The sequence below is a fragment of the Neorhizobium galegae genome, from assembly GCF_021391675.1.
Lineage (GTDB): Bacteria > Pseudomonadota > Alphaproteobacteria > Rhizobiales > Rhizobiaceae > Neorhizobium > Neorhizobium galegae_B.
This window is the reverse complement of sequence record NZ_CP090095.1, coordinates 1,393,843-1,417,802: the sequence shown is the minus strand read 5'-3', so window position 1 is coordinate 1,417,802 and position 23,960 is coordinate 1,393,843. Positions and strand designations below refer to the sequence as shown.

The following is a 23,960-nucleotide window of genomic DNA, read 5'->3' as shown; positions in this document are numbered from 1 at the left end:
CCCTCTGCCCTGCCGGGCATCTCCCCCTCAAGGGGGGAGATCGGCCAGAGGCGCTGTCTCTCCCCACGATTGACCACCTTATTGGAAAAGTGGGCGCCCCCTCACACCTCCTCGAACGAAAGCCCCCAGGACTCCTCGCCGTACCATTCGTCGCCCTGCGGCGGCCGATGCCAGCGCAGGCTGCGGACCTGATAGCCGCGGCGGGAGCGGAAGGCTTCCGCCAGCCCCTCGTGACGACCTGCCGGAGGTGGCTGCTGGCCTTCCGCCCAGACGAAGGAGACCGGCTGCAGGAACCTGGCGCCAAAACCCGACGCTCGCCGGTCGATCATCAGGAAGCCCGCAGAACGGGTAAAACCGCTCGACCGGCCGTGGTCGGTCGCCGGGAAGCCGAGCGGGAAGAGCGTGCGCCCCGAGACCGCCAGATTGTCGATCCAGGCGGCCGGCGGGTGGTCCAGCGCGAAATTGGCGTAGATCACGTCCGCGTCCTCCTTCGGCCATTCTGTCGCATCGCCACGGACGAGTTCGACATTCGTGTAGCCCGCCAGGTTCTGCCGCGCCTTGTCCGCGAGAGCCTCGTCGTATTCGACGGCGATCACCCGGCCGGACGGCCCCACCAGCTCGGCGATGATCGCCGTGTAATATCCGGTCCCGGCACCGAGATGCGCAACCGTCTCGCCGTCGCGGATGCCGAGCGCGTGAAGGGCCCCGGCATGCAGCGACGGCATGCCGTTGTTGACGCCCCGGCCCGTATCCAGCCCGACCAGCAGATCCTGGTAAAGCACCAGCGGATCGGTGGAAGCGAGCTCGCGGTAGTTGCGAAAGTCGTTATAGACCCAGGGCGGCGGGCCGACGAATTGTTCGCGCGGCACCTTGGCGAACGCAGCGAAAAGGCGCGCGTCCGCACTCACGCCGGCCTTGGCCAGGATCTGGCGGGCGTAGATCTGCCGGTGCAACGGCTGGTTTTCGAAATCCATCCAATTCCTCCGTTCTGACAAGGGCTCACTATCGCAAGCCAAGCCGACAGAATCGCGACAAACGATAGGTTCTTCAATGAAATGAATTGGTCCGGCTCAACCTATTCGTTTAAACGGGGGATAACCAGAACAACATACCGGAAACACCCCGCATGACCACCGACACCGCCCCGGCGCCAATGAAGAACGAGGATACCCCGCGCGGTTTCGCCTTTGGGCTGACTGCCTATTTCCTCTGGGGGTTCCTGCCGTTCTATCTCAAGGCGGTTGCCCATATTCCTTCGCTGGAAGTGCTGGCACACCGGGCGATCTGGTCGGTGCCGGTCGCCGGGATCGTTCTTCTGATCCTGCGTCGCACAAGCGATCTCAAGGTGGCGATGCAGAACCCGCGCATGCTGGCGATGGCGTGCCTGACCGCCCTGATCATCATGGCGAACTGGGGCATCTATGTGTGGGCGGTCGCCGCCGGGCGGGCGCTCGATGCGGCGCTCGGGTATTTCATCAATCCACTGTTCAGCATTTTCCTGGCGGCGGTCCTGCTCAAAGAAAGGCTGGCGCCTGTTCAGCTCGCCGCGATCGGCCTTGTGGTGGTGGCGGTGGCGATCCTCACCTATGATGCGGGCGGATTGCCCTGGGTTTCGCTGGCGCTCACCGTCACCTGGGGGTTCTATGCGCTGTTCCGGAAAACCCTGCCGATCGGCCCGAACCAGGGCTTCTTCCTGGAAGTGCTTCTGATCAGCATTCCCTGCCTGCCCTATGTGATCTGGCTGGAATCGACCGGTCAGGGCCATCTCCTCAATTCGACAGGCTGGGACACGTTCATCCTGATGGTAGCCGGCATCGTCACCGCCGCACCGCTAATGATCTATGCCAACGGCGCAAAACTCCTGAAGCTCTCGACCATCGGCATCATGCAATATATCGCGCCGACGATGATCTTCCTGATCGCGGTCTTCGCCTTCCACGAGCCGCTCAGCCCCGTGAAGCTCGGAGCCTTTGTTCTGATCTGGACGGCGCTGGCAATCTATACCTGGTCGCTTCTCAAGCAAGCGCGCGGCCGATAGGCCTTTCCCGGAGCATTCCCATGAAAATCAGCGATATACCGTTCGGCACCACCGACTGGAGCGCCATTCCCAAGACGGAGCACAAGGGCGACACGGGGCTGGCGACCTGGCAGACCTGCCATTTCGGCGGGATCAGGGTGCGGATGGTCGAATATACCCCGGGCTATCTCGCCGACCACTGGTGCGTCAAAGGCCATATCCTGCTCTGCCTTGAAGGCGAACTGAGGACCGAACTCGCCGACAGCCGGGTCTTCGTACTTACGCCCGGCATGAGTTATCAGGTGGCCGACGATGCCGAGCCCCATCGCTCCTCGACATCCGTCGGCGCAAAACTCTTCATCGTCGACTAGGGCTCAAGCGCCGGCGCTCACAGCCTCGAGATCACCGCGCCCTCGCCGCTCGACGGCGGGCGTTCCTCGCCCTGTTCCAGGATCGCCGGAACGATGTCCTCGACATCGGCGATGACCAGCGGCTGGACCAGATGAGCACGGTGGATAAAACCCTGTTCGCGCATGTGGGTGATGAGGTCGAGCATCGGATCCCAGAAACCGCCGATATTGGCAAAGACCATCGGCTTCTCATGCCGTCCGAGCTGCGCCCAGGTCATGATCTCGACGATCTCCTCCAGCGTGCCGATACCACCCGGCAGGGTCACGAAAGCGTCAGCGCGCTCGAACATCTTGTGCTTGCGCGCATGCATGTCCTCGGTCACAATCAGCTCGTCGAGCTGGCCGAGCGAATGGCGCGTGGCCTCCATGTCGACCAGGAATTCGGGAATGATGCCGGTGACCTGACCGCCGTTCGACAGAACGCCGGCCGCGACCGCACCCATGATGCCCTTGGTGCCTCCGCCATAGACAAGCCGAAGCCCATGGGCGGCGATGGATTTTCCGAGCGCACGGCCGGCCTCGATATAGGCGGGATCGCGTCCCGGCTGCGAGCCGCAGTAAACGCAGATGGATCGAATCGGCACAGTTTTCTCCGCAACGCATTTCAAGTGGAGGGCCAAACCGAGCCCCGGTCGTCAAAATTGACGGGAAATGCCCGGAAGAGCAAGGGTTTATCGTGTGAAAAGCTTGTGAATGCGGGAGGAAAAGGTTAATCCGGATATGCGATGGCAATAGCTGTCGGGAGAGGCATTGATGATGAAAAACCGCGCCGGCTGGCTGGCTCTGATCGTATTGGCTATCGCATCGCTGCTGATGGTGTTCTTGGTGATGCCTGCGATAAACAAGGATTCCAAGCCGATCGGCGACGCGATCAATGCCGCAGGCAATGCCGTCAAGGACGCGGTGACGGAACCGCAGCCGACGGCCAGAGCGCCCGATGCCGCAAAGCCGGCCGACCAGGCCGCTGCCACGGCGCCGCAGACGACTCCTTCCGCAGCTGGCCAGACCACGCCTCAGGCCGCGGCAATGACGCCGCCCTCCTTCGATGTGCTGCGCGTCGAGCCGGACGGATCGACCGTGATCGCCGGCCGCGCCGCCCCCCATTCCAAGCTCGAAGTCAGCGATGGCGCCGCAATCGTCGCCAAGGTCGACGTCGGCCCGAGCGGAGATTTCGCCGCCATCCTCGACAAGCCGCTGCCGCCCGGCGACCACCAGCTCGTGCTCAAGGCGATCGGCAAGGATGGCAAGACCACCCTGTCGGAAGAAACGGCGACCGTCTCGGTGCCCGCCGACAAGAACGGCAAGCTGCTTGCCATGGTCACCAAGCCCGGCAAGGCAAGCCGCGTGATCGCCACGCCGACCCCGGACGCCGCAACTCCGCCTGGCGCGAGTGCCGCGCAGCCCGCAGCCCAGGCCGCAGCAGCTTCGCCCGCTACCAATGCGGCTCCGGCCAGCCCCGCGCTTGCCGCTCCCTCGGCCACGCCGTCGGCCAATACCTCCGTTGCCGCCCTGCCGGCTCCGCCGTCCGGCTCGTCCAATCTCGCATCTTCCGCGCCGAGCATACCGGTCTCGGCGCCCGCCTCCCCGGCGGCGACCTCCGCTGCGCCTGAACTGCGCATCACCGCTGTCGAGATCGAGGGCAACAAGATCTTCGTCGCCGGCAACACCAAGGCCGGCACCTTGCTGCGCGGCCAGGCCGACGGCCGGCCGATCGGTACCGCCCAGGCGGGCCAGGACGGCAGTTTCGTGATCGAAGGGGCGATCGACCTTGCCGTCGGCGACCACCGGATCGGCGTCGAGGTTGTCGGGGCCGGCGGACAGGCTCTGGTCCGGGTCGAAGTGCCCTTCAACCGACCGGCCGGCGATCAGGTCGCTGCCGTCGCGGTGCCGCAGGCCGCCAATAACGGCATGTCGGCGGCCGACAGCGGCGCCTTCGACAAGCTGCGCAACGAAACGGTACGCGCCTTCAACCTGCTGCGCGGGCTTTACACCGACGGCCGTGTACCCTCGGCGGAACAGATGGCAGCCGCCCGCTCCGCCACCTCGATCGCCCTGAAATCGCTCTCCGAATACCGGCTGCCGGCCGATGCGGCCGCATCCGCCCGGGTGCTTGCCGAAACCACCGTCCAGAACGCCGCGGCGGCATTTGCCGCGCTCGACGCACTTCCCAAGGATGTCGCAAGCGTCGGCGCCGGCCTGAAGCGGATCGGCGAAATGATCGCCCGCGCCGTCGGCCCGACCATCGCCCGCGAACTGCACGGCGTCCAGGTCACCGCAGCCGCCCCGATGACGGTCACCGATGCCAGCGGCACCCGTACCATCCAGCAGGAGCCGCTGACCCAGAGCGAACGCAGCTCGGTGATCATCCGCCGCGGCGACACGCTCTGGCAGATCTCCCGCCGCGTCTACGGCCAGGGTGTGCGCTACACGACGATCTACCTCGCCAACGAAGACCAGATCCGCAACCCCGACGTCATCCAGCCCGGCCAGATCTTTGGCGTGCCGGACGCGGCTCTGCCGGACGCTGAAGAACTCCATCGCCAGCGGATGATACAGCGCCGGTCGTAAGAGGCTGCGAGGCGCTTTCTTGGCTTACGGGGGTGGGTAAAGATCCCCTCCCGGCCTGCCGGCCACCCCTCCCCACAAGGGGGAGGGAGATATGTCGCACGCTCATCGTTCTCCGACGAAGCGCTCGTTGTACATTGAAGCACTCATCTCTCAACAGACCGGCGAATAGGCGGACATTGACGCGTGGATTGCGCGACATCGCGGCTGGGTTTCCCTCCCCCTTGTGGGGAGGGTGGCCGGCAGGCCGGGAGGGGTTTTGCCCGGGGATAATTTTCATCTGGTTAGAAAAAACGCATCCAGCCCCTCAACCCCTTAGCCACATTCATTTCCCCGTCCATCCCGCCTATCCGAAACCGCCGCCATCTCAATTCCACTGTCCCAAAAGGCCACTGGCCGGCCAATGACCGCGCCGGCTCCGGTTCGGCCAGCTTCGCGCAGGTTAGGAGGAATACCGCGGTGATCAGGCGGCGTGCTCCCATATTATCTCCGGCTCTGATCCATGCCGCGCGGACAGGAGAAGAAAATGGTTTCCAGCATTAATTCCATTCGGACTTGGTCCTCTCAGGCGGCCCTCAATGCATTCAATGATGTCTCCAACAACAGGGCGCCCGGCAGCTCGGCGTCGGGCTCGTCCTCCTCGTCGCTCGCCGACATCTTGTTTTCCAGTGGCGGCGGCGGTGACGACGACTACGAGGACGACAAGATCGCGGCGCTGATCGCCTCACTGCAGCAGACCATGAACGGCAACGCCCCGGACACCGCAGGCGACGGATCGGTCGGCGACATGTCCAGCAAGGCGTTCATGAAGGCGCTGCAGGAGAAGCTGGACGCGCTGAAGGCGAGCCCCGACAGCAAGGCGATGGCCGAGGCGATGCAGAAGGCGCTCGACGCCGGCACGCTGAAGATGACCGACGCGGTCGCCGGCGACCAGATCACCGCCTGGGACATTACCGACGGCAAGCAGACCTCGGCCGGCGTTACCTCCGTCGACAAATCCGACTGGACCCAGTTCCTCAAGGACCGCCTGACGCGGGACGAAAACGGCAAGTTCGTGCGCAATGCCGACGGCAGTTATATCGAGAAGGCAACCGGGGCCAGCTCCTATTTCGGCATGGTCGGGGAGGCCTATTATTACATCTCCTGGACCACGCCGGCAGCGACCACCAAGCCGGCAGCCGGAACCGCCCCTGCCTCATCCACCGATACCAAATGATCGCGACAGGCGAAGGCCGGAGACATCCCGCCTTCGCCTCGTATCGCCCGGCCGCTCTGTCCCGTGCCCTGAAGTTTCACGAAACCGTCATTGCAACATTCTTCCCCGGACCTTATGTGCGGGAGGCGTTTCGACGCGCCCGCTCCGGAGACATTGATGGCGAATAACAAGAAGACCATTTCGGCGGATGCCAGCAATCCGCTGGGTACGCTCGTGAACCTGTGGCCCTATATGTGGCCGGAGGGGCGTGCCGACCTGAAGGCCCGCGTCCTCTGGGCGACCTTCTATTTGTTCCTCGCCAAGTTCGTACTCTTGACGGTGCCCTATTTCTTCAAATGGGCGACGGATGCGCTGAATGGCAGATTGGACATGGCGGGAATCCTGCCCGCCTTCCTGCTCGGCGCCGTGGTGCTGGTCATCGCGCTCAATTTCACCCGCATCCTGCAGGTGGGGCTGAACCAGCTGCGCGACGCGCTGTTTGCCTCGGTCGGGCAATATGCCGTGCGCCAGCTCGCCTACCGCACTTTCGTGCACATGCACCAGCTGTCGTTGCGTTTTCATCTGGAACGCAAGACCGGCGGCCTGTCGCGGATCATCGAGCGCGGCACCAAGGGCATCGAGACGATCGTCCGTTTCACCATTCTCAACACCGTGCCGACGCTGCTCGAATTCCTGCTGACGGCTGTGATCTTCTGGGTCAGCTACGGCTTCTGGTATGTCGCGGTGACGGCGGTCACGGTGGCGCTCTATATCTGGTTCACGGTGAAGGCCAGCGACTGGCGCATCGCCATCCGCCGCTCGATGAACGACAGCGACACGGACGCCAATACCAAGGCGATCGATTCGCTCCTCAATTTCGAGACGGTCAAATATTTCGGCAACGAGGAGATGGAAGCCAAGCGCTTCGACAGTTCGATGGCGCACTACGAGAAGGCTGCGACCGACGTGTGGACCTCGCTCGGCTGGCTGAACTTCGGCCAGGGCGTCATCTTCGGCCTCGGCACGACCGTGATGATGGTGATGTCGGCGCTGGCCGTGCAGCGCGGCGAGCAGACGATCGGCGATTTCGTGTTCGTCAACGCGCTGCTGCTGCAGCTCTCAGTGCCGCTCAACTTCATCGGTTTCGTCTACCGCGAAATCCGCCAGGGGCTGACCGATATCGAGCAGATGTTCGAGCTTCTGGAAGTGCAGCCCGAGGTCGTCGACCGGCCGGGTGCCAAGCCCCTCGACATCGCCCAAGGCACGATCTTCTTCAAGGACGTGCATTTTTCCTATGATGCGGCCCGGCCGATCCTGAGGGGCGTCTCCTTCGACGTGCCGGCCGGCAAGACGGTGGCGATCGTCGGCCCTTCGGGCGCCGGCAAATCGACGATTTCCCGGCTGCTCTACCGGTTCTACGACATCCAGGGCGGCTCGATCACCGTCGACGGCCAGGACGTGCGCAACATCACGCAGCAGTCGCTGCGCGCGGCGATCGGCATGGTGCCGCAGGATACCGTCCTGTTCAACGATACGATCGCCTACAATATCCGCTACGGCCGGCCAACGGCCAGCGAGGAAGAGGTGCTGGCCGCCGCCGAAGTGGCACAGATCGGCCATTTCATCAGCGCCCTGCCGGATGGTTTCGAGACCAAGGTCGGCGAACGGGGCTTGAAGCTTTCGGGCGGCGAGAAGCAGCGCGTGGCGATCGCCCGCACCGTCCTCAAGGCCCCGCCGATCCTGATCCTCGACGAGGCGACTTCGGCGCTCGACACCACGACCGAACACGAGATCCAGTCGGCACTCGACGTGGTCTCGAAGAACCGCACGACGCTGGTGATCGCCCACCGGCTTTCGACCGTCATCGGCGCCGACGAGATCATCGTCCTGCGCGACGGGCTGATCGCCGAACGCGGCACGCACAGTTCGCTGCTCGAACAGAACGGGCTCTATGCCTCGATGTGGAACCGCCAGCGCGAGGCGGTACAGGCCGAGGAGCAGCTGCGCAAGGTGCGCGAGAGCGACGACCTCGGCGTCGTGCTGCGCGGCGTTCCGGCGGCGGAATAGTGGGTAGTGGGTAGTGGGTAGTGGGTAGTGGGTAGTGGGTAGTGAAAGGAAGCCGATGTGAAAGCGAAACGCCAGTACTAACGACTACCGACTAATCACCAATCACTGACTCACCACGGACCGGAAACGATGAAACGCTACCTCACTCCCCGCATGCTCCTCCTCGGCAGCATTGCCATCGCCTACATGCTGGTGCTGGTCTTCTTCGGCTCGCCGCTGCTCGCCTTCACCACCTGGATGGGCTGGGTCGATCCGCAGGCCGCGCGGTAAGCGGACGCACTGTTCACAGGGCGGCGACTGTTCATATCGCGGTTGAGATGCCATCTAACGTGTAACTTCAGACACAATAAATTCACGGTGGTAACGCAATGAAAAAGATCGGCTTTCTCTCCTTCGGGCACTGGACGCCCTCGCCGCAGTCGCAGGCCCGGTCGGCATCCGACGTCCTCCTGCAATCCATAGACCTCGCGGTCGCGGCCGAAGAGCTCGGCGCCGACGGCGCCTATTTCCGCGTCCACCATTTCGCCCGGCAGCTTGCCTCGCCCTTCCCGCTGCTTGCCGCCGTCGGCGCCCGCACCAAGCGAATCGAGATCGGTACCGCCGTCATCGACATGCGGTATGAAAACCCGCTCTACATGGCGGAAGACGCAGGCGCTGCCGACCTGATTTCCGGCGGACGCCTGCAGCTCGGCATCAGCCGCGGCTCGCCGGAACAGGTGATCGACGGTTTTCGCCATTTCGGCTACCAGCCGGCGGAAGGCGAGACCGATGCGGATCTCGGCCGGCGCCATGCGGAAGTGTTCTTCGACGTTTTGCGCGGCGAAGGTTTCGCCAAGCCCAATCCGCGGCCGATGTTCCCGAACCCGCCGGGCATGCTGCGCCTGGAGCCGCATTCCGCGGGCCTGCGCGACCGCATCTGGTGGGGTTCCAGCTCCAACGCAACCGCCGTCTGGGCCGCCAAGCTCGGCATGAACCTGCAGAGCTCGACGCTCAAGACCGACGAGAGCGGCAAGCCGTTCCACATCCAGCAGGCCGAGCAGATCCGCATCTATCGCGAAGCCTGGAAGGAAGCCGGCCATGCCCATGAACCGCGCGTCTCCGTCAGCCGCAGCATTTTCGCGCTGATGAACGACACGGACCGCGCCTATTTCGGCGGCAGCGGCGAAAGCCAGGACCAGATCGGCAATATCGACCCGCAGACCCAGGCAATCTTCGGTCGCTCCTATGCCGCAGAGCCGGACAGGCTGATCGACCAGTTGAAGGCCGACGAGGCGATTGCCGAGGCCGATACGCTGCTGCTCACCGTACCGAACCAGCTCGGCGTCGACTACAACGCGCATGTGCTGGAGAGCATTCTGAAGCATGTGGCGCCGGGGCTGGGGTGGCGGTAGGGCAACCCGCATCCGGACAATTCAGGTGCAGAAAGCTCCAGCGATTGCGCCTTGCGGGATGCCACTGAAACCGCAGACGGGTAGTTGTGGGACCAGGCTCGGATGAGCCTGGTTGTCTCAGCCATCACTTTGCCATGTCGCGCCAGGCAGTGTGTCCTGTCAGCCGGTGCATGCCGGCGCGATATTCATCTTCCGAGGTCGACCAGCGCAGGCGGGCATATTCTTCCACATCCGGGCCGACCTGATAGCGAAGGCGGTCCGTTGCGTCGACGGTCGCCGCGTAGATCGCCTCGACCACCGACTGCTCTTCTGTCGAAGCGAACGGGTAGTTGATCATCGACTGCAGCATGTGGTCGAAATAGGGTTTGTAGCTTTCCGGCACCGGAGCCGCCTGCGAGGCCGCCATGCCCGTGGCGGTGAAATTGGTGCTGCGCATCGCGCCGGGCTGGATCAGCCGGACCTTGATGTTCTGCGACGCCAGCTCGTAAGAGAGCGACTCGGAAAGGCCTTCGACGGCCTGCTTGGAGGCACTGTAGAGCGACAGCAGTGGCATGGCTGCGATCCCGACACCCGAACCGACGTTGACGATCGTGCCCCCGCTTCGCCGGTGAAGATGCGGCAGGGCCGCCCGGATGACGTTCATCATACCGAAGACATTTGTCTCGAAGATGTGGCGGATTGCCTCCGCCGGCGTCGCCTCAAAGATCGAGACCATCGTGACACCCGCATTGTTGACGACCGCGTCGAGACCACCGAAGCGCTCGACGCCGGCCTGTATGGCGGCCTCTATGCTCACCGGCTCGGCAACGTCGAGGGCCGCGACCAGAATGCGGTCGGGATACCGATTGGCAAGTTCCGGGTCGGCCCTGCGCATCGTCGCGACGACGTTCCAGCCCTTTTCCGCGAAATGGCGGGCGGTCATCTTTCCGAGGCCCGAAGAACAGCCGGTGATGAGAACGGTCTTGGTCATGTGTCTGTCTCCAATATGTTGATGCGCCGTCCTAGACCAGCCAATCGGAACACTCTATAATGGAAACTCCCTCATTCATTACGGATCGTCCCGATGGATGCTCTTGCCGACGTCATAAAGCTGCTTCGCCCGTCCACCGTTCTGCTCGGCAGCATGTCGGCCAGGGGACGGTGGGGCGTTCGCGTGCCGGAACAGCCCGGGCCAACCTTCTACTTCGTCACGGAAGGCCGGTGCTGGTTCAGGTCCCATGACGGCGGCCCCGTCGAGCTGCAGGAGGGAGATTATATTCTCTCGGCCAGACCGCTTTCGGATTCGTTCCTGAGCGAGATCAACGCGCAAACCGAGCTGTCGGACGATGCCTTCAAGGCCCGCCATACCGTAGATGGTGAGATTCGTGTGGGCGACGACGGATCGGGACCAGCCACGCGCGTCCTCGGCGGCCTCATCCAATGTGATCCCGCCAATGCCGATCTGCTGATCGGGCTGTTGCCCCGTCTCGTGCATGTGCGGGCCACGGATCAGACTGGCGCGCGATTGCGGGCGTTGGTCTCGATGATCCTGGAGGAAGCCGGCGACACACGGCCCGGGCGCGACGCCGTCCTCTGCCGCCTGATCGAGATCATGCTCATCGAGACCCTGCGCCGCGAGGCGGCCTGGGCGCCGCATGCGGGCCTGCTGGGAGGACTTGCCGATCCGCAGCTCGCCCAGGCGCTCGGCCATATCCATGCCGATGTCGCCCGCGGCTGGACGGTCGGCGAGCTGGCAAGGCGGGTCGGCATGTCGCGCTCGGTCTTCGCCCGCCGTTTTTCCGAGACCGTCGGCGTCGCGCCGGTCGAATATCTGCTCGGCTGGCGGATGGCGTTGGCGAAAGACGTGCTGCTGCGCGGCCGCGGCTCGCTGGAGGAGATCGCCGAGACGGTCGGCTACAAGTCGGCCAGCGCCTTCAGCACGGCCTTCAGCCACCGGGTCGGCTGTCCGCCGAGCGAATACGCATTGCATCTGCAGGCTGGGCGGAAATGAGGATCGGCATTTTTTTCCGGCATATCCGCGCTGCGGTTGCGGCGATACGGAACCGCATTGCCGCAAAAACGGTTTCGCTGTAGTCAGATGGCACTGACATACGGGAGAAAACGTTGATCAACCTCTTCGACACCATCCGCAACACGCTCGTGCCGATCCATAAGGAAGGTTACATCTTCGTCGCTGCCTTCTTCATCGCCTCGCTGATCCTCGGTTATATCGCCGAGCCGCTGTTCTGGATCGGCCTGGTGCTGACTTTGTGGTGCGCCTACTTCTTCCGCGATCCGGAACGGGCGGTGCCGCAGGACGACGACCTCATCCTCAGCCCTGCCGACGGCCGCATCAGCCATGTCGCCATGGTCGTGCCGCCGGTCGAACTGCAGCTGGGTTCGGAACCCATGCTGCGCATCTCGGTGTTCATGAACGTGTTCGACTGCCACATCAACCGTTCGCCGGTACGCGGCCAGGTGTCGCGCATCGAGTATCGCCCCGGCCAGTTCGTCAATGCCGAACTGGACAAGGCCAGCGATGACAACGAGCGCAACGGCCTCGTCATCGAAACCCGCCACGGCAAGGTCGGCGTGGTGCAGATCGCCGGCCTGGTGGCGCGGCGCATCGTCTGCTGGGTGAAGCCGAGCGAACCGGTCAATGCCGGCGAGCGATTCGGCCTTATCCGCTTCGGCTCGCGGCTCGACGTCTTCGTGCCGGCCGGCGGCCAGGCGCGGGTGTCCGTCGGCCAGCTCGCCATCGGCGGGGAAACCGTGCTTGCGGAATTCGGCTCGACGAAGGGCCCGATCATCAGCCGCCGCACGTAAAGGGAAGACAGAGCATCATGGAGACGCCCGCCTCGCCGCCCTCGTCGCATACCGATCCCAACAGGGAATCAAGCCATCAGAACGAAGAGGCCCGCGGGCCTCGCCTGCGCGAAATTCCGCTCCGGCTGCTGGTGCCGAACCTGATCACCGTGCTTGCCATCTGCGCCGGCCTGACCGGGATAAGGCTCGCCTTCGAGGGGCGTTACGAGCTAGCGGTCGCCATGGTGCTGCTGGCCGCCTTCCTCGACGGCATCGACGGGCGCGTCGCACGGCTCCTGAAAGCCACGTCGAAATTCGGCGTGCAGATGGATCCGCTTGCCGACATCATCAATTTCGGCGTGGCGCCGGCATTGGTCTCCTACGCCTTCCTGCTTGACCAGGCACATTCGATGGGCTGGATCGCCGCCCTGCTCTATGCGATCGCCGCCGGCCTTCGGCTGGCCCGGTTCAACGTCATGGAAGACCGCAACATCAAGGCGGACTGGCAATCGGAATTCTTCGTCGGCGTGCCGGCGCCGATGGGCGCCATGCTGGTGCTGCTGCCGGTCTATCTCGGCTTCCTCGGGCTCGAGGCCACGCCGATCTTCGTTTATGCGAGCGTCGCCTATACGTTGCTGATCGGCTATCTGCTTGTGTCCCGCCTGCCGGTCTGGTCCGGCAAGTCGAGCCGCATCCGCCGCGATCTGATGCTGCCGATCATGCTCGCCGTCGTGCTCTATGTGGCGCTGTTGATGAGCTATACCTGGCAGGTGCTGTCGATTACCGTCGTCGCCTATCTCCTCGTCCTGCCGCTCAGCGCGCGCGCCTGGCACCGCCGCTACGGCACGATTACGATCGAGGATGAGAGTGCGAACGTCTGAAGGGCAGGCGCACTCGGTAAGTTGCAACTTCCGCGCAACAGTTTCCCGCAAGATGACAGTTCTATGAATGGCGGGCGGCAGTGCCGGCTTGCCGGCCACGATTCCGCCCGCTTTTATGGGAAGAGCCGCGATCGCAGAATGCAAACAACAGAATCGCGTGACGAGGAGACAGCCATGAGCAACGAGAAGAGCCCTAAGAAGATTGAATCCAAACCGGAAATCACCACGCCCTACCGTCCGCTCGGCCTGAAGGCCGTGGTTGCCGCCGCCCTTATGGTGCAGCGCAAGCCGAAGCTTACCCCCGCCGGCTAATCAGGGCCGCCTGATCCCGCCGGTGACCGGTCACTCGCCGCCGAGAAAACTCCACAGGAGCCCGAGCGCGAGCAGGCTCATGACCACCCCGATAATGACATCCAGCACCCGCCAGGCGGCGGGTCTGGCAAAAAGCGGCGCCAGAAACCGCGCGCCGTAACCAAGCCCGAAGAACCAGACGAACGAGGCAATCGCCGCACCGGCACCGTAAGCCATACGTTCCGCTCCTTCGAAGGCCGCAGACAGGCTGCCGAGCAGCACGACCGTATCCAGATAGACATGCGGGTTGAGGAAGGTGAAGGCCAGGCAGGTCAGAACCGCCGCCTTCAGCCCCATAGGTTCCGGCGCGCCGGCGACCATCGCGGCCGGTTTTACCGCCCGGCGGAAGGCCATGAAGGCATAAAGCCCGAGAAACACCGCGCCGCCCAGCGTCACCACCGAGATCAGCACGGGAGATTGCGCGACGATCGTGCCAAGCCCGCCAACGCCGGCGGCGATCAGCGTCGCATCCGACAAAGCGCAGATCAGGCAGAGGATGAAGACATGCGAGCGGATCAGCCCCTGGCGCAGGATGAAGGCATTCTGGGCGCCGATCGCCATGATCAGCGAGGCACCGAGTGCGAGGCCGGAAAGGCCGGCGGAAAGCAGGTTCATGGGATTGTCCGTCTAGAGGAAGAAAGCCGAGGGATCAGAAAAGCGACATCTGGGTGGAGTCGGGTTTCGGCTTTTTCGGCGGCTCCTCTTCCGGCTGGGCGACCGCGACCGGTTTCTGCAGGTCCGGCCCCATGTTGGCGACTTTGTTGACGAGGTCGGACACCGGCAGCGCCTCGAAGAAATCCTCCTGCACCGGCCGCATCAGGTCGGCCACTTCGCGCGGTTCCTGCGTCCTGCAATCGAGCCAGCGGGCAAAGTCCTCCGGCTCGATGACCACCGGCATGCGGTCGTGGATGTGCCGGATGCCGCCGTTCGCCGCCGTCGTCATGATCGCCGCGGTATCCACTTCGGAACCATCGGCCGAGGACCAGGTCTCCATCAGCCCGGCAAAGGCGATGACCCCGCCGCGCTTCGGGCGGATCCAGTAGGCCTGCGGCTTGACGCCGCTTTCCTTCGGCGGTCGGCGCCATTCGTAGAAGCCGGTGGCGGGGATCAGGATGCGGCGATGGCGCATGGCGGCGCGGAAGGAGGCCTTGCCGATCGCCGTCTCGGAGCGCGCGTTGATCAGCAGCGGAAACTCCTTCATGTCCTTCACCCAGCCGGGGATCAGGCCCCAACGGGCGAGGAAGGCGCGGCGCTCCGGCAGGTTGCTGCCCGGCTCACGCTTTTCGGACGACATGACGACGAGGATCGGCTGGGTCGGGGCGATATTGTAGCGGGCCGGGAAATCGTCGAGATCCGCCAGACTGAAGAACTCCGAAATATCCTTGGGGGTCGCCGTCAGGGCGTAGCGTCCGCACATGCGAACTATGTGGCATCGGGCTTTCGAAGGGTCAAGCGCTGATCAGGCGCTTCGCGGACCGAAGAGGATGATGGCCCCGCCGACGAGGCAGACGGCAACGCCGAGAATATCCCAGCGGTCCGGCACCCTGGCTTCGACGGCCCAGAGCCAGAGGATCGAGGCGAGGATATAGATCGCCCCATAGGCCGCATAGGTACGCCCCGCCGCCTCGCTCGGCACCATCGCCAGCAGCCAGGCGAAGACGACCAGCGATGTTATGCCCGGCGCCAGCCACCAGACCGGCTTTTCCAGCCGCAACCACGCCCAGAAGGCAAAACAGCCGGCAATCTCGGCAAGCGCGGCGATGGCGTAGAGGGTGTAGGTTTTCATGAAACTCGTCGGCTTGAAGAACTGTAGCTTACACGCTACATATTTATATGATCGAAATCCAGGAAACCGAAATCTATTCGACTTGGTTTGCCAGGTTGCGGGACGAGCGGGCCAAAGCCCGGATCAATGCCCGCATCTATCGTTTGTCGCTCGGCAATCCCGGCGATGTAAAGCCTGTCGGTTCCGGTGTCAGCGAAATGCGGGTCGATTACGGACCGGGTTTTCGGATCTATTTCATCCGCCGTGGCCAGGCATTCGTCGTCCTGCTCTGCGGCGGAGACAAATCTAGCCAGACGGAAGATATCGTATCGGCCAAAAAGCTGGCGGCTGGTCTGGAGGGCCGGAAATGACGGTTGAGACAAAGAAATGGGATATCACCGAGCATCTGGACACCGATGAGCGTATCGCGCTCTTTCTGGAAGCGGTGTTTGAAGATGGCGATCCGGCCGTGATCGCCGCGGCGATCGGCGATGTCGCCCGAGCCCGAGGCATGAGCCAGATCGCCAAGGATGCCGGCCTCTCACGTGAAAATCTCTATCGAGCATTGAGTGAGGGCGGCAATCCCGAGTTCGCGACCATCCTGAAGGTCATCCGAGCCATCGGCTACGATCTCACCATTGTACCGCATGGCTCCGCAGCTCGCTGAATCGAAAAGACCGTAACATGCCCCCTTTCCCCCAGGCCGCGTCCTCCGCCATTCTCGAACGGGATGGCCGGTTCCTGCTGATTCGCCGGGTGAACCCGCCGTCGATGGATCTGTTTGCCTTTCCGGGCGGGCGGGCCGAGCCCGGCGAGACGCCGGACCAGACGGCGGTGCGGGAATTTCTCGAGGAGACCGGCATTCCGGCGCGCAATCCCGTCCTCTTCGCGACCTACGACCTGAAGAGCGAAAAAGAGGACAGGCGGCATTTCTTTCTATCGGTCTTCCGTGTGGAGGCCGATCCCGACGCCGAGGCGATCGCCGCCGACGATGCGGCCGATGCCGGCTGGTATACGGTCGAGGAGATCCGCGGCCTGGCTGTGCCGGCGAGCGTGCTCGAATGCGCCGAGAGGCTGGCGGCGGAGATCAATGCCCGCTAAGAATGCTCGCAAAACCGGCGCAATCGCGCCGTATCGGGACCCGTTCATGAAGCTCATTCCGCGACTTGGCTGCCTGACGCTGCTGGCAATCCTGACGGCGACGCCGCTTGCCGCCCAGCCGGCGAAACAGCAGCCGGCGTCGCCGCCCCCGCCTCCACCGGCCGAGGAAAAGCCGGCGCCCTATGACGTGCAACTGACGCGGCTTGCGGAAGTGCTCGGCTCGATCCAGTATCTTCGCACGCTGTGCGGCGTCCCGACATCCGAATGGCGGGCCTCGATGCAGCAGTTGCTGGATGCCGATACCGGCACCGAGCCGAAGCGACGCGAACGGTTGACGGCGGCCTTCAACCGGGGGTATCGCTCGTTTGCCGCCGTGCATACGTCCTGCACGGATGCGGCAAGGACCGCCGAAGAGCGTTATCGTATCGAAGGCGCAACACTTGCGACAGAAATCGCCGCGCGCTTCGGAAATTAGAGGATTATTTACCTCTTTTGGCAGGAGGCCGTGTCGTTTTGATAAAAGGCTGATAAAGTTTTTAACGGGCTAGTAATTAAACGGGCACCGAGGACGACAGAATGCAGACAGGCCGCAACGACATCGACGACATGATTGTGCATGAGAAGATGCAGGCTGCCTTGGAATATCAGAGCGAGGCATGGGCCGACGGCCGTGCCGACGGTATCGAGCCGGAAATCATCGCCGACGCAGCCCTGGTCCTTGCCATGCGGGAAACCATTCGCATACACGGAGAAATGGGTGCCGAAGCCATGCTTGATTCGCTCAAGAGCCGCATGCTCGCAGGCGAATTCTCCCCCGAGCGCACTGTTCAATAAACGATAGAGGTTTCCCATGCGGAACGCGGCGGAAACGACGATGTCCCAACTGATCATCCGCCTTTCGGCGGCAACCGTGGTTGCTGCCGCGATGGTGGTTGGCGGCCAGGCTTTTGCGCTGTCCGAGCTGCGCCCGAGCGTCGAGCCACGCGAACCGGAGCGTGGCCAGAGCCGCGCTATTCTTCAGGCTTTCGAAGGCACGACCCTGCCGCAGCCGGGTCCTGCGATCAACCGGTCGGCCCAGGCCGGCGACGGCAAGGCGCCCGCCGCCCCGGCAGACCCGAATGCCGCCAAGCCCGCGCCGAGCGACGACAAGCCAGCGGAGATCATCCGCGACATGACCAAGCTGCCGGCGCCGGTCAAGCACATGCGCGAACAGCTCGTCGAGGCCGCGGCGTCCGGCGATGTCACCCGCCTGCGCGCCCTGATGGGAACCGGAGCGACCCAGACACAGGTGATGAACGGCGAATTCGAGGACCCGATCGAAACGCTGAAGAGCTTCTCCGGCGATGCGGACGGCCAGGAGATCCTCGCCATCCTGCTCGACATCCTCTCCACCGGTGCCGCGCATTTCGACGTCGGCACGCCTGATGAAGCCTATGTCTGGCCCTATTTCGCCGGCAAGCAGCTTTCGACGCTGACGCCGCCCGAACGGGTCGACCTTTTGCGCATCGTAACGGCCGGCGACCTTGCCGGCATGGAAGAGAACGGCAACTACAACTTCTTCCGCGCCGGCATCAGCCCGGACGGCAAATGGAAGTTCTTCTCCGGCGGCGATTAAAGCGGGATCGTAACCTCTATTGCCGCACCGTTGCTGCCGCCTCCGTCACCTTCGGTGACATCTCCGGTATTCTGTCGCAAATGCACCAGCGGCAACTCGTAACCCATCGCAGACAACGCACGGCGTCACGATGACCGCGCTAACTTTAGCTCGTGGTCGATCTGCGAATGAAGTATAAAAGGGATACTAGCACGCTGGTCGGCAGGACCGGAGCCGTTGGCTTGGATCGATGCTCGCCACAACGCGCGTTCGCATAGTGAACGCCTTCGCTCAGATGAGGGATCCATTATGGACGTCGTCGTAAGAACTTACACAGGCAAGGGCTCGAAAGAGCTATTTTCACTCCTGGAGGAGCGCAAGGCAGAGATTGAGAAGCTCTTGCGCTCAACAAAGGGATTTGTGAGCTACACTCTGGCTCGGAGCAGTGAAAGTGACGGGGGGCTATCGATGACCGTATGCCAGGACAAGGCAGGCATCGATGAGAGTGTAAACATGGCCAAGGATTGGATTGCGAAAAACGCAGCACACATTGGCGTCGATGCGCCAAAGGTATCTCTGGGAAAGATCATCATCCACGCCACAAATAGCTGACTTCCATACTTCCGCCCGGTCGAGCGAACCAACCGGCCGGGCGTTTTCCGCTGATCCCGTTGCAACCCCCTCAGTCGCCTTCGGTGACATCTCGCATATGAGGACGTGAGGCAGTGCGTGGAGCCCCTCCCCCTTGTGGGGAGGGGTTGGGGAGGGGTCTTCGCTCCGCCTCAAAACCCCTCCCGCCTGCCGGCCACCCTCCCCACAAGGGGGAGGGTTAGGGGTGCCGCACCCGCTTCACATCCCATACGCGATCCACGTATTGTTGAGCGCAAGATCGGTTGGGGCTTACCGCTCCCTCACTGCCTATGAACTTTATCATCCAACCGGACGGCATGTCTTGCCGCCGCCGTCGCGAAGACTTAACTCTCAGTCTCAGAACAACCGGATTCCCGCACCATGCCCGCCGCCATTCTTCCCTCGCGAAGCCTGATTCGCCTCACCGGCAAGGACGCGCAGGATTTCCTGCAGGGCCTCGTCACCACCGACATCGATTCGCTGCCGGAAAATGAAGCCCGGCCGGGTGCGCTCTTGACGCCGCAGGGCAAGATCCTGTTCGATTTCCTGGTCTGGCGCGAGGGCGAAGGTTTTCTCATCGAGACCGAGACGGCCCAGCGCGAGGCGCTGATGCGGCGGCTGACCATGTACAAGCTGCGCGCAGCCGTGGATATCGCTGCCGGTCCGGAAGACGGTGTTACCGTTTTCTGGGGTGACGATTCGGACAAGAGCGCGGTGAAGGATGCGGCCTTTGCCAAGTCCGGCATCACGCTCACCCGCGCGCCCGGCAAGCTGAGTGACCAGCCGGAAGCGGCCTATCACGCTCTCCGCATCGACGCCGGCATCTCGATGTCCGGCCACGACTATGCGCTGCAGGACGCCTTTCCGCACGACGTGCTGCTCGACCAGACGGACGGTCTTTCCTTCCGCAAGGGCTGCTATGTCGGCCAGGAAGTCGTCTCCCGCATGCAGCATCGCGGCACAGCGCGGCGGCGGGTGGCGATCGTTTCGGGCGAAGCCGCCCTGCCCGCGCCCGGCACCGAGATCACAGCCGGCGGCAAGCCGGTCGGGACGCTCGGATCGGTTTCCGGCAACAAGGGCCTGGCGATCGTGCGCATCGACCGCGTCGGCGACGCTTTGGCGCGTGGAGTGCAGCTTTCGGCCGGCGACGTCGCGGTCAGCCTGGCGCTTCCCACCTGGAGCGGGCTCTCCTTCCCGGTCGAGGCGCAAGAGGCCGAGACGTGAGCCCAGCGGTAACGGCACGGGCGTGGCAACGGATGCTGTCGGGACGACGGCTCGACCTGCTCGACCCCTCGCCGCTCGACGTCGAAATTTCCGATATCGCCCACGGGCTTGCCCGCGTCGCCCGCTGGAACGGCCAGACGCGCGGCGATCACGCGTTTTCGGTCGCCCAGCATTGCCTCGTCGTCGAAGAAATCTTCCGACGCTGCAACGAGGACTGCACGGCCGATGCGCTGCAGATGACCATGCTGCACGATGCGCCGGAATATGTGATCGGCGACATGATCTCGCCGTTCAAATCCGTGGTCGGCGGCGGCTACAAGGCGGTCGAGCAGCGGCTGGAGGCGGCGATCCACCTGCGCTTCGGCCTGCCGCCGCATCCGACCCGCGAACTCAAGGCGCTGATCAAGAAGGCCGATACGATCGCCGCCTTTTTCGAGGCCACCGAGCTTGCCGGCTTCTCGGTCGCTGAAGCCCGGAAATTCTTCGGCCAGCCGCGCGGCATCACCCGCGACATGCTGCCGATCCAGCCGATGCCGGCGCTGACGGCGCAACAGCTTTTCCTCGACCGGTTCCATGAGATCGAGGCCGCACGCACCGCTTCGGGCAAGGTGCCATGACCGCGATCATCGTCTGCCCGCTCGGCGCCATCGCCGAGACCGCCGTCCGGCACAAGGCGCGCGAAATGGTGAGCCTGATCGCCGAGAGACAGGACTTTCACCGGCCGGGCGTGATTTCCGCCGACCGCCACCTGAAGCTTGCGATGAACGATATCGGCTTTGCCGGCACGGGCGACCTGATCGCGCCCAGCGAAGCGCATGTGGAAAGCCTGATCGCCTTCGTGCGCGACTGGGACCAGTCGGCGCCGATCATCATCCATTGCTGGATGGGCGTCTCCCGTTCTCCGGCCGCCGCGGTGATCGCCGCGCTCTCGCTGCATCCCGAGGAGGACGATTTCGCGCTGGCCGCAAGGCTTCGCAGCGTGGCGCCGCATGCGACGCCGAATACACGGCTGATCGAGATCGGAGACCGGCTGCTCGGCCGCAACGGCCGGCTGGTCGCCGCCATCAAGGGGATCGGCCGCGGCGCCGAGACGGATGGGCGGGCGTCCTTCATCCTGCCGCTCAAAATCTCACCTTGAACCTGAAAGTTGAATTTTCCTAATTGTTTAGCTGGAGGCGGGAAACCTCCATTTTTTCCTTGACCTCGCGGTCTGCTGCGCCAATTAACGGCGAAACCGAAAGAGGGAGCAGATTGCCGGATGGACCAGGCATCGGAATTCGTTGTGGCCACCAGAGCAGCGCTCGCTCAGCTGAGCGCGCTGGCGGTGCAATATTCCTTCTCCGCCGTCGGCGCGATCGTTCTGCTCATCCTCGGCTGGATGGCCGCCGGCCTGATCAGCCGCTGGGCGCATCGCGGCTTGTCGCGCATCCACGGAATCGATGCGACGCTGTCGCAATTTTTCTCCAACATCATCCGTTACGCCATTCTCGTCCTCGTCATCGTCATGGTGCTCGGCCAGTTCGGGGTGCAGACGGCGTCGGTACTCGCGGCGCTGGGCGCGATCGGCCTTGCGGTCGGCCTCGCGCTGCAGGGCACGCTGCAGAACATCGCGGCGGGCATCATGCTTTTGGTGCTGCGGCCGTTCCGGGTCGGTGAGAGCATCGAGACCGGCAGCGTCACCGGCACGATCGTCGATGTCGGGCTGTTTGCGACCGAGCTTCGAACCGCCGACGGCGTCTACCGGCTGGCGCCGAACTCGACGCTGTGGAACGTGCCGATCACCAATTACAGCCGGTTGAAGACGCGCCGCAACGAAATCTCGGTCAGCATCGGCACCGATGGCGACATCGGCCGGGCGCAGGCGAAACTGATGGCCATCGCCGGCACCGACAAGCGGGTGCTGAAGGACCCGGCGCCTACCGTTTACTTGGCGGAATTCGATGCCGGCAGCGCCAAGCTGACGCTGCGCTACTGGACTAAAAGCGGCGACTGGTGGAATGCCAGCCGCGACCTGACCAGAGACGTGAAGCTCGCCTTCGACAAACATCCAGAAAAGATTCCAGACCCTCAGGTAGAAACCCGCGACGTTACCGGTGAGAGCGGACCTCCGGCTCCTCACGGTGCGGACGAACCGGTCGCAGAGCGGACCTGAAGGAAAGGATGCATCGGGGCCGGCTTTTCACGAGGAAGCCGGCCCCGATGCCCAAATTTCACGAGAACAGATCGGCGATTGCCGTCACACGGCCTTGAGGCCGTATTCCTCGCTGCCCGACCAGACGATGTCCCAGGAGGCCCCGGGGCGGACGTTGCGGATGGCCGTCGGCTCAAACGCGACGAGGCACCGGCCCTGGCTGTGGCGCACCGACGGGTAGATCAGTCCGTCATGACCGTCGCGCCTCAGTTTTTCGGCCAGCGCCTGGCCCTGGCGATAACCGATCGCCGGATCGGGGTCGAGCGCCGGGTGGTCTCGCTCGTCGGTGATGTCCGGATATTCGCCGATGAAATCCGCCAGCAGTTCGACGTAACGCGCCCTCTCCTCGAACACGCCGATGAACTTCAGTTCGCGGGTCTTGTGGAAGGCGACCTCGGCGAGCGAGGTCATCGTGTCCCAGCTGCAGTACCAGGCGCCGCGGGTCTCGTCGTTGAAGCGGTTGCCGCCTTTTCGCGTGTAGGTGAAGGCGGCGTTGATATGCGTGTTGCCATAGACCTGCAGGTCGTGCTTGCGGCGTTTCCAGGCGAGTTCGCGGCGGTCGAGATGCAGGTTCAGCCCGCGCTCGGCAGCGAGGCGAGCGCTGGTCATGCCCTCGATCTCGGCGAGGATCGCCAGCTCCTCGTCGCTATCCACCAGGCCGCGCAGGCTCGGCGGCTTGTGATAGGTCGCCGGGATCAACCGCACCAGGCCCCGGTCGCTGACCGGCGTGACGATCACGCGCCGCCCCGCAGGGCATCGAGGTAATTGCGCACCTGCAGGAATTGCGGCAGTCCCTCATCGATCAGCGTATCGATCGGGCGGGTGCCGCGAAACAGCGGCCCCTCGTTCGGAAGCGTCATCCACCTGGTGGCGATCGGATCGCTGAAATAGAGCTTTAGCGCCTTGTAGATGCCGATCACGGCGCTGAGGCGCAGCATCTGGTCCTTGGTCAGCCCGCCGGAATAACCGGGCTTTCGGGCGCGTTTCCAGGTACTTTCCGACATGTCGGCAAGTGCTGCCGCCTCGTTCACCGGCACGCCCCATTCGGCGACGACATTGCCGAAGGCCTTCAGCGCAACGGCCGCCATCTGCTCCGCCTGCTCTCTCCTTGCCGTGACCGCCATGCCGAGGCTCCTTTGCGTCGAACTCAAATGTAGTTCATTTGGTCTCGATGTAAAGGTCAAATGGACCTTCCTTATTAACATTGCCGCGGCGTGTGGCTGTTGCTACCCCTTTTTGCAAGGAACCCTCACAGGGATCGATCGAAATGCCCATTCCTCCAGAACTTCATGTCTTCGAGACGCCGCACTGGCTCGTCAATCACCGGACAAATTCCGCCCTTCCCGGCTATCTGATGATCGATTCCAAGCGCTTTGCGGGCGATCTCAGCGAGCTTGAGGACGAAGCGCTCCTAGAGCTCGGGCCGCTGATGGCGAAGGCTCAGAGGGCGCTGGGCCAAGAGCTGAAGGCGGAGCGGGTCTATATCGGGCGATACGGCCATATGCCAGGCCATTCGATCCATTTCCACGTAATCCCGATCTATGGCTGGGTGGAGGCGCTTTTCTGGCAGGACGAGCGGTACAGGATGCTCAATACTTTCGCCGAAGGCCCGGGCGAGACTGCGACCGATGGCGCGGAGCTGACGTTCTTCGTCTGGCGGGAATTCTGCGAAGGATCGGCGCCACCACCGATCCAGGGGCCGAGCGTTACAGAGGTCGTCGAACGCTTGCGGGAGGCTTTCCGGCCGGGACCGCGGCGGTAACTGGACTGCGGATGCAGAACCGGTGCCGAAGG

Annotated in this window: 31 protein-coding genes; 23 read left to right on the top strand and 8 right to left on the bottom strand. The window is 63.6% G+C overall.

Annotated elements, in window-relative coordinates; genetic code table 11:
- Positions 1-101: 101 nt before the first annotated feature.
- Positions 102-974 carry a protein-L-isoaspartate O-methyltransferase family protein gene (locus tag LZK81_RS07085; RefSeq protein ID WP_233955641.1) on the bottom strand — a complete coding sequence of 291 codons (873 nt, stop codon included), beginning with the start codon at positions 972-974 and terminating at the stop codon, positions 102-104.
- Positions 975-1,126: 152 nt separating this feature from the next.
- On the opposite strand from LZK81_RS07085, the gene rarD reads away from it, so the two are divergent.
- Both rarD and LZK81_RS07075 read left to right on the top strand, forming a co-directional pair.
- Positions 1,127-2,038 carry an EamA family transporter RarD gene (gene rarD, locus LZK81_RS07080; protein WP_233955640.1) on the top strand — a complete coding sequence of 304 codons (912 nt, stop codon included), beginning with the start codon at positions 1,127-1,129 and terminating at the stop codon, positions 2,036-2,038.
- 20 nt (positions 2,039-2,058) lie between these two features.
- Positions 2,059-2,388, top strand: a complete 330-nt coding sequence (locus LZK81_RS07075) for a DHCW motif cupin fold protein (RefSeq protein WP_233955639.1) — start codon at positions 2,059-2,061, stop codon at positions 2,386-2,388.
- 17 nt (positions 2,389-2,405) lie between these two features.
- On the opposite strand, the gene LZK81_RS07070 is transcribed toward LZK81_RS07075, so the two are convergent.
- Positions 2,406-3,035 (bottom strand): TIGR00730 family Rossman fold protein, encoded by a 630-nt coding sequence (locus LZK81_RS07070; RefSeq protein WP_046611934.1) that lies wholly within the window; start codon positions 3,033-3,035, stop codon positions 2,406-2,408.
- A gap of 145 nt (positions 3,036-3,180) precedes the next feature.
- Here LZK81_RS07070 and LZK81_RS07065 point away from each other — a divergent pair, with 145 nt between their 5' ends.
- From LZK81_RS07065 to LZK81_RS07045, 5 genes are all read left to right on the top strand, one after another.
- The gene (locus LZK81_RS07065; protein ID WP_233955638.1) at positions 3,181-4,995 is read left to right on the top strand and encodes a LysM peptidoglycan-binding domain-containing protein; all 1,815 of its coding nucleotides are present in this window, start codon (positions 3,181-3,183) and stop codon (positions 4,993-4,995) included.
- Positions 4,996-5,518: 523 nt separating this feature from the next.
- On the top strand, positions 5,519-6,208 hold the full coding sequence (locus LZK81_RS07060; protein WP_233955637.1) for a hypothetical protein: 690 nt from the start codon (positions 5,519-5,521) through the stop codon (positions 6,206-6,208).
- Positions 6,209-6,364: 156 nt separating this feature from the next.
- On the top strand, positions 6,365-8,254 hold the full coding sequence (locus LZK81_RS07055) for an ABCB family ABC transporter ATP-binding protein/permease (RefSeq protein WP_233955636.1): 1,890 nt from the start codon (positions 6,365-6,367) through the stop codon (positions 8,252-8,254).
- A 129-nt stretch (positions 8,255-8,383) separates the two neighbouring features.
- Positions 8,384-8,524: a hypothetical protein gene (locus LZK81_RS07050; RefSeq protein ID WP_156376347.1), complete on the top strand. Its 141-nt coding sequence runs from the start codon at positions 8,384-8,386 to the stop codon at positions 8,522-8,524.
- 98 nt (positions 8,525-8,622) lie between these two features.
- On the top strand, positions 8,623-9,645 hold the full coding sequence (locus LZK81_RS07045) for an LLM class flavin-dependent oxidoreductase (RefSeq protein ID WP_233955635.1): 1,023 nt from the start codon (positions 8,623-8,625) through the stop codon (positions 9,643-9,645).
- A gap of 124 nt (positions 9,646-9,769) precedes the next feature.
- On the opposite strand, the gene LZK81_RS07040 is transcribed toward LZK81_RS07045, so the two are convergent.
- Positions 9,770-10,615 (bottom strand): SDR family oxidoreductase, encoded by an 846-nt coding sequence (locus LZK81_RS07040; RefSeq protein ID WP_233955634.1) that lies wholly within the window; start codon positions 10,613-10,615, stop codon positions 9,770-9,772.
- Positions 10,616-10,708: 93 nt separating this feature from the next.
- On the opposite strand from LZK81_RS07040, the gene LZK81_RS07035 reads away from it, so the two are divergent.
- The 4 genes from LZK81_RS07035 (at position 10,709) to LZK81_RS07020 (ending at position 13,622) form a co-directional block, all read left to right on the top strand.
- Complete coding sequence (locus tag LZK81_RS07035; protein ID WP_233955633.1) at positions 10,709-11,635, top strand: AraC family transcriptional regulator; 927 nt, start codon at positions 10,709-10,711, stop codon at positions 11,633-11,635.
- Between the two features lie 116 nt (positions 11,636-11,751).
- Positions 11,752-12,450, top strand: coding sequence for a phosphatidylserine decarboxylase (locus tag LZK81_RS07030; RefSeq protein WP_046605752.1), 699 nt, complete (start codon positions 11,752-11,754; stop codon positions 12,448-12,450).
- A 17-nt stretch (positions 12,451-12,467) separates the two neighbouring features.
- The gene (locus tag LZK81_RS07025; RefSeq protein ID WP_233955632.1) at positions 12,468-13,310 is read left to right on the top strand and encodes a CDP-alcohol phosphatidyltransferase family protein; all 843 of its coding nucleotides are present in this window, start codon (positions 12,468-12,470) and stop codon (positions 13,308-13,310) included.
- Between the two features lie 174 nt (positions 13,311-13,484).
- On the top strand, positions 13,485-13,622 hold the full coding sequence (locus LZK81_RS07020) for a hypothetical protein (protein WP_233955631.1): 138 nt from the start codon (positions 13,485-13,487) through the stop codon (positions 13,620-13,622).
- A gap of 30 nt (positions 13,623-13,652) precedes the next feature.
- On the opposite strand, the gene LZK81_RS07015 is transcribed toward LZK81_RS07020, so the two are convergent.
- From LZK81_RS07015 to LZK81_RS07005, 3 genes are read right to left on the bottom strand one after another with little or no spacing between them, the layout of a single operon-like run.
- The gene (locus LZK81_RS07015) at positions 13,653-14,270 is read right to left on the bottom strand and encodes a LysE/ArgO family amino acid transporter (RefSeq protein WP_233956497.1); all 618 of its coding nucleotides are present in this window, start codon (positions 14,268-14,270) and stop codon (positions 13,653-13,655) included.
- Between the two features lie 40 nt (positions 14,271-14,310).
- Entirely contained in the window at positions 14,311-15,078 is a 768-nt protein-coding gene (locus tag LZK81_RS07010) for an SOS response-associated peptidase (RefSeq protein WP_233955630.1), read from the bottom strand.
- A gap of 42 nt (positions 15,079-15,120) precedes the next feature.
- A complete protein-coding gene (locus tag LZK81_RS07005; protein WP_233955629.1) occupies positions 15,121-15,447 on the bottom strand; it encodes a YnfA family protein in 327 nt (108 codons plus the stop codon).
- 47 nt (positions 15,448-15,494) lie between these two features.
- Between LZK81_RS07005 and LZK81_RS07000 the strand changes: the two genes are divergently transcribed.
- The 11 genes from LZK81_RS07000 to LZK81_RS06950 all read left to right on the top strand — a co-directional run bounded on the left by LZK81_RS07000 (position 15,495) and on the right by LZK81_RS06950 (position 22,127).
- The gene (locus LZK81_RS07000; protein WP_233955628.1) at positions 15,495-15,797 is read left to right on the top strand and encodes a type II toxin-antitoxin system RelE/ParE family toxin; all 303 of its coding nucleotides are present in this window, start codon (positions 15,495-15,497) and stop codon (positions 15,795-15,797) included.
- Entirely contained in the window at positions 15,794-16,093 is a 300-nt protein-coding gene (locus tag LZK81_RS06995; RefSeq protein WP_046611946.1) for an addiction module antidote protein, read from the top strand. The genes LZK81_RS07000 and LZK81_RS06995 overlap by 4 nt, the downstream gene beginning before the upstream one ends.
- A 17-nt stretch (positions 16,094-16,110) precedes the next feature.
- A complete protein-coding gene (locus LZK81_RS06990; RefSeq protein ID WP_046611947.1) occupies positions 16,111-16,527 on the top strand; it encodes an NUDIX domain-containing protein in 417 nt (138 codons plus the stop codon).
- A 46-nt stretch (positions 16,528-16,573) separates the two neighbouring features.
- Positions 16,574-17,002: a TIGR02301 family protein gene (locus tag LZK81_RS06985; protein WP_046628335.1), complete on the top strand. Its 429-nt coding sequence runs from the start codon at positions 16,574-16,576 to the stop codon at positions 17,000-17,002.
- Between the two features lie 101 nt (positions 17,003-17,103).
- A complete protein-coding gene (locus LZK81_RS06980; RefSeq protein WP_007752665.1) occupies positions 17,104-17,361 on the top strand; it encodes a hypothetical protein in 258 nt (85 codons plus the stop codon).
- Between the two features lie 40 nt (positions 17,362-17,401).
- The gene (locus LZK81_RS06975; protein WP_052759100.1) at positions 17,402-18,142 is read left to right on the top strand and encodes a hypothetical protein; all 741 of its coding nucleotides are present in this window, start codon (positions 17,402-17,404) and stop codon (positions 18,140-18,142) included.
- A 288-nt stretch (positions 18,143-18,430) separates the two neighbouring features.
- The gene (locus LZK81_RS06970) at positions 18,431-18,733 is read left to right on the top strand and encodes a hypothetical protein (protein WP_046605670.1); all 303 of its coding nucleotides are present in this window, start codon (positions 18,431-18,433) and stop codon (positions 18,731-18,733) included.
- Positions 18,734-19,132: 399 nt separating this feature from the next.
- Complete coding sequence (locus LZK81_RS06965; protein WP_046605671.1) at positions 19,133-19,975, top strand: YgfZ/GcvT domain-containing protein; 843 nt, start codon at positions 19,133-19,135, stop codon at positions 19,973-19,975.
- A gap of 32 nt (positions 19,976-20,007) precedes the next feature.
- Positions 20,008-20,592: an HD domain-containing protein gene (locus LZK81_RS06960; protein WP_046605672.1), complete on the top strand. Its 585-nt coding sequence runs from the start codon at positions 20,008-20,010 to the stop codon at positions 20,590-20,592.
- Positions 20,589-21,113 carry a tyrosine phosphatase family protein gene (locus tag LZK81_RS06955; protein ID WP_233955626.1) on the top strand — a complete coding sequence of 175 codons (525 nt, stop codon included), beginning with the start codon at positions 20,589-20,591 and terminating at the stop codon, positions 21,111-21,113. Before LZK81_RS06960 ends, LZK81_RS06955 begins: the two co-directional genes overlap by 4 nt.
- 120 nt (positions 21,114-21,233) lie before the next feature.
- Positions 21,234-22,127: a mechanosensitive ion channel family protein gene (locus tag LZK81_RS06950; protein WP_046605674.1), complete on the top strand. Its 894-nt coding sequence runs from the start codon at positions 21,234-21,236 to the stop codon at positions 22,125-22,127.
- An 84-nt stretch (positions 22,128-22,211) separates the two neighbouring features.
- Here LZK81_RS06950 and LZK81_RS06945 read toward each other — a convergent pair whose 3' ends face one another.
- Positions 22,212-22,904 (bottom strand): RES family NAD+ phosphorylase, encoded by a 693-nt coding sequence (locus LZK81_RS06945; protein ID WP_233955625.1) that lies wholly within the window; start codon positions 22,902-22,904, stop codon positions 22,212-22,214.
- Entirely contained in the window at positions 22,901-23,290 is a 390-nt protein-coding gene (locus LZK81_RS06940; RefSeq protein WP_233955624.1) for an MbcA/ParS/Xre antitoxin family protein, read from the bottom strand. Before LZK81_RS06940 ends, LZK81_RS06945 begins: the two co-directional genes overlap by 4 nt.
- Before the next feature lie 143 nt (positions 23,291-23,433).
- Here LZK81_RS06940 and LZK81_RS06935 point away from each other — a divergent pair, with 143 nt between their 5' ends.
- Positions 23,434-23,928 (top strand): HIT family protein, encoded by a 495-nt coding sequence (locus tag LZK81_RS06935; protein WP_233955623.1) that lies wholly within the window; start codon positions 23,434-23,436, stop codon positions 23,926-23,928.
- Positions 23,929-23,960: the final 32 nt, after the last annotated feature.

What these genes read in the sequence shown, in the direction of transcription:
- LZK81_RS07085 (WP_233955641.1), bottom strand. Translation starts at nt 974, where the DNA reads ATGGATTTCGAAAACCAGCCGTTGCACCGGCAGATCTACGCCCGCCAG.
- rarD (WP_233955640.1), top strand. Translation starts at nt 1,127, where the DNA reads ATGACCACCGACACCGCCCCGGCGCCAATGAAGAACGAGGATACCCCG.
- LZK81_RS07075 (WP_233955639.1), top strand. Translation starts at nt 2,059, where the DNA reads ATGAAAATCAGCGATATACCGTTCGGCACCACCGACTGGAGCGCCATT.
- LZK81_RS07065 (WP_233955638.1), top strand. Translation starts at nt 3,181, where the DNA reads ATGATGAAAAACCGCGCCGGCTGGCTGGCTCTGATCGTATTGGCTATC.
- LZK81_RS07060 (WP_233955637.1), top strand. Translation starts at nt 5,519, where the DNA reads ATGGTTTCCAGCATTAATTCCATTCGGACTTGGTCCTCTCAGGCGGCC.
- LZK81_RS07055 (WP_233955636.1), top strand. Translation starts at nt 6,365, where the DNA reads ATGGCGAATAACAAGAAGACCATTTCGGCGGATGCCAGCAATCCGCTG.
- LZK81_RS07050 (WP_156376347.1), top strand. Translation starts at nt 8,384, where the DNA reads ATGAAACGCTACCTCACTCCCCGCATGCTCCTCCTCGGCAGCATTGCC.
- LZK81_RS07045 (WP_233955635.1), top strand. Translation starts at nt 8,623, where the DNA reads ATGAAAAAGATCGGCTTTCTCTCCTTCGGGCACTGGACGCCCTCGCCG.
- LZK81_RS07040 (WP_233955634.1), bottom strand. Translation starts at nt 10,615, where the DNA reads ATGACCAAGACCGTTCTCATCACCGGCTGTTCTTCGGGCCTCGGAAAG.
- LZK81_RS07035 (WP_233955633.1), top strand. Translation starts at nt 10,709, where the DNA reads ATGGATGCTCTTGCCGACGTCATAAAGCTGCTTCGCCCGTCCACCGTT.
- LZK81_RS07025 (WP_233955632.1), top strand. Translation starts at nt 12,468, where the DNA reads ATGGAGACGCCCGCCTCGCCGCCCTCGTCGCATACCGATCCCAACAGG.
- LZK81_RS07020 (WP_233955631.1), top strand. Translation starts at nt 13,485, where the DNA reads ATGAGCAACGAGAAGAGCCCTAAGAAGATTGAATCCAAACCGGAAATC.
- LZK81_RS07010 (WP_233955630.1), bottom strand. Translation starts at nt 15,078, where the DNA reads ATGTGCGGACGCTACGCCCTGACGGCGACCCCCAAGGATATTTCGGAG.
- LZK81_RS07005 (WP_233955629.1), bottom strand. Translation starts at nt 15,447, where the DNA reads ATGAAAACCTACACCCTCTACGCCATCGCCGCGCTTGCCGAGATTGCC.
- LZK81_RS07000 (WP_233955628.1), top strand. Translation starts at nt 15,495, where the DNA reads ATGATCGAAATCCAGGAAACCGAAATCTATTCGACTTGGTTTGCCAGG.
- LZK81_RS06995 (WP_046611946.1), top strand. Translation starts at nt 15,794, where the DNA reads ATGACGGTTGAGACAAAGAAATGGGATATCACCGAGCATCTGGACACC.
- LZK81_RS06990 (WP_046611947.1), top strand. Translation starts at nt 16,111, where the DNA reads ATGCCCCCTTTCCCCCAGGCCGCGTCCTCCGCCATTCTCGAACGGGAT.
- LZK81_RS06985 (WP_046628335.1), top strand. Translation starts at nt 16,574, where the DNA reads ATGAAGCTCATTCCGCGACTTGGCTGCCTGACGCTGCTGGCAATCCTG.
- LZK81_RS06980 (WP_007752665.1), top strand. Translation starts at nt 17,104, where the DNA reads ATGCAGACAGGCCGCAACGACATCGACGACATGATTGTGCATGAGAAG.
- LZK81_RS06975 (WP_052759100.1), top strand. Translation starts at nt 17,402, where the DNA reads ATGTCCCAACTGATCATCCGCCTTTCGGCGGCAACCGTGGTTGCTGCC.
- LZK81_RS06970 (WP_046605670.1), top strand. Translation starts at nt 18,431, where the DNA reads ATGGACGTCGTCGTAAGAACTTACACAGGCAAGGGCTCGAAAGAGCTA.
- LZK81_RS06965 (WP_046605671.1), top strand. Translation starts at nt 19,133, where the DNA reads ATGCCCGCCGCCATTCTTCCCTCGCGAAGCCTGATTCGCCTCACCGGC.
- LZK81_RS06960 (WP_046605672.1), top strand. Translation starts at nt 20,008, where the DNA reads ATGCTGTCGGGACGACGGCTCGACCTGCTCGACCCCTCGCCGCTCGAC.
- LZK81_RS06955 (WP_233955626.1), top strand. Translation starts at nt 20,589, where the DNA reads ATGACCGCGATCATCGTCTGCCCGCTCGGCGCCATCGCCGAGACCGCC.
- LZK81_RS06950 (WP_046605674.1), top strand. Translation starts at nt 21,234, where the DNA reads ATGGACCAGGCATCGGAATTCGTTGTGGCCACCAGAGCAGCGCTCGCT.
- LZK81_RS06940 (WP_233955624.1), bottom strand. Translation starts at nt 23,290, where the DNA reads ATGGCGGTCACGGCAAGGAGAGAGCAGGCGGAGCAGATGGCGGCCGTT.
- LZK81_RS06935 (WP_233955623.1), top strand. Translation starts at nt 23,434, where the DNA reads ATGCCCATTCCTCCAGAACTTCATGTCTTCGAGACGCCGCACTGGCTC.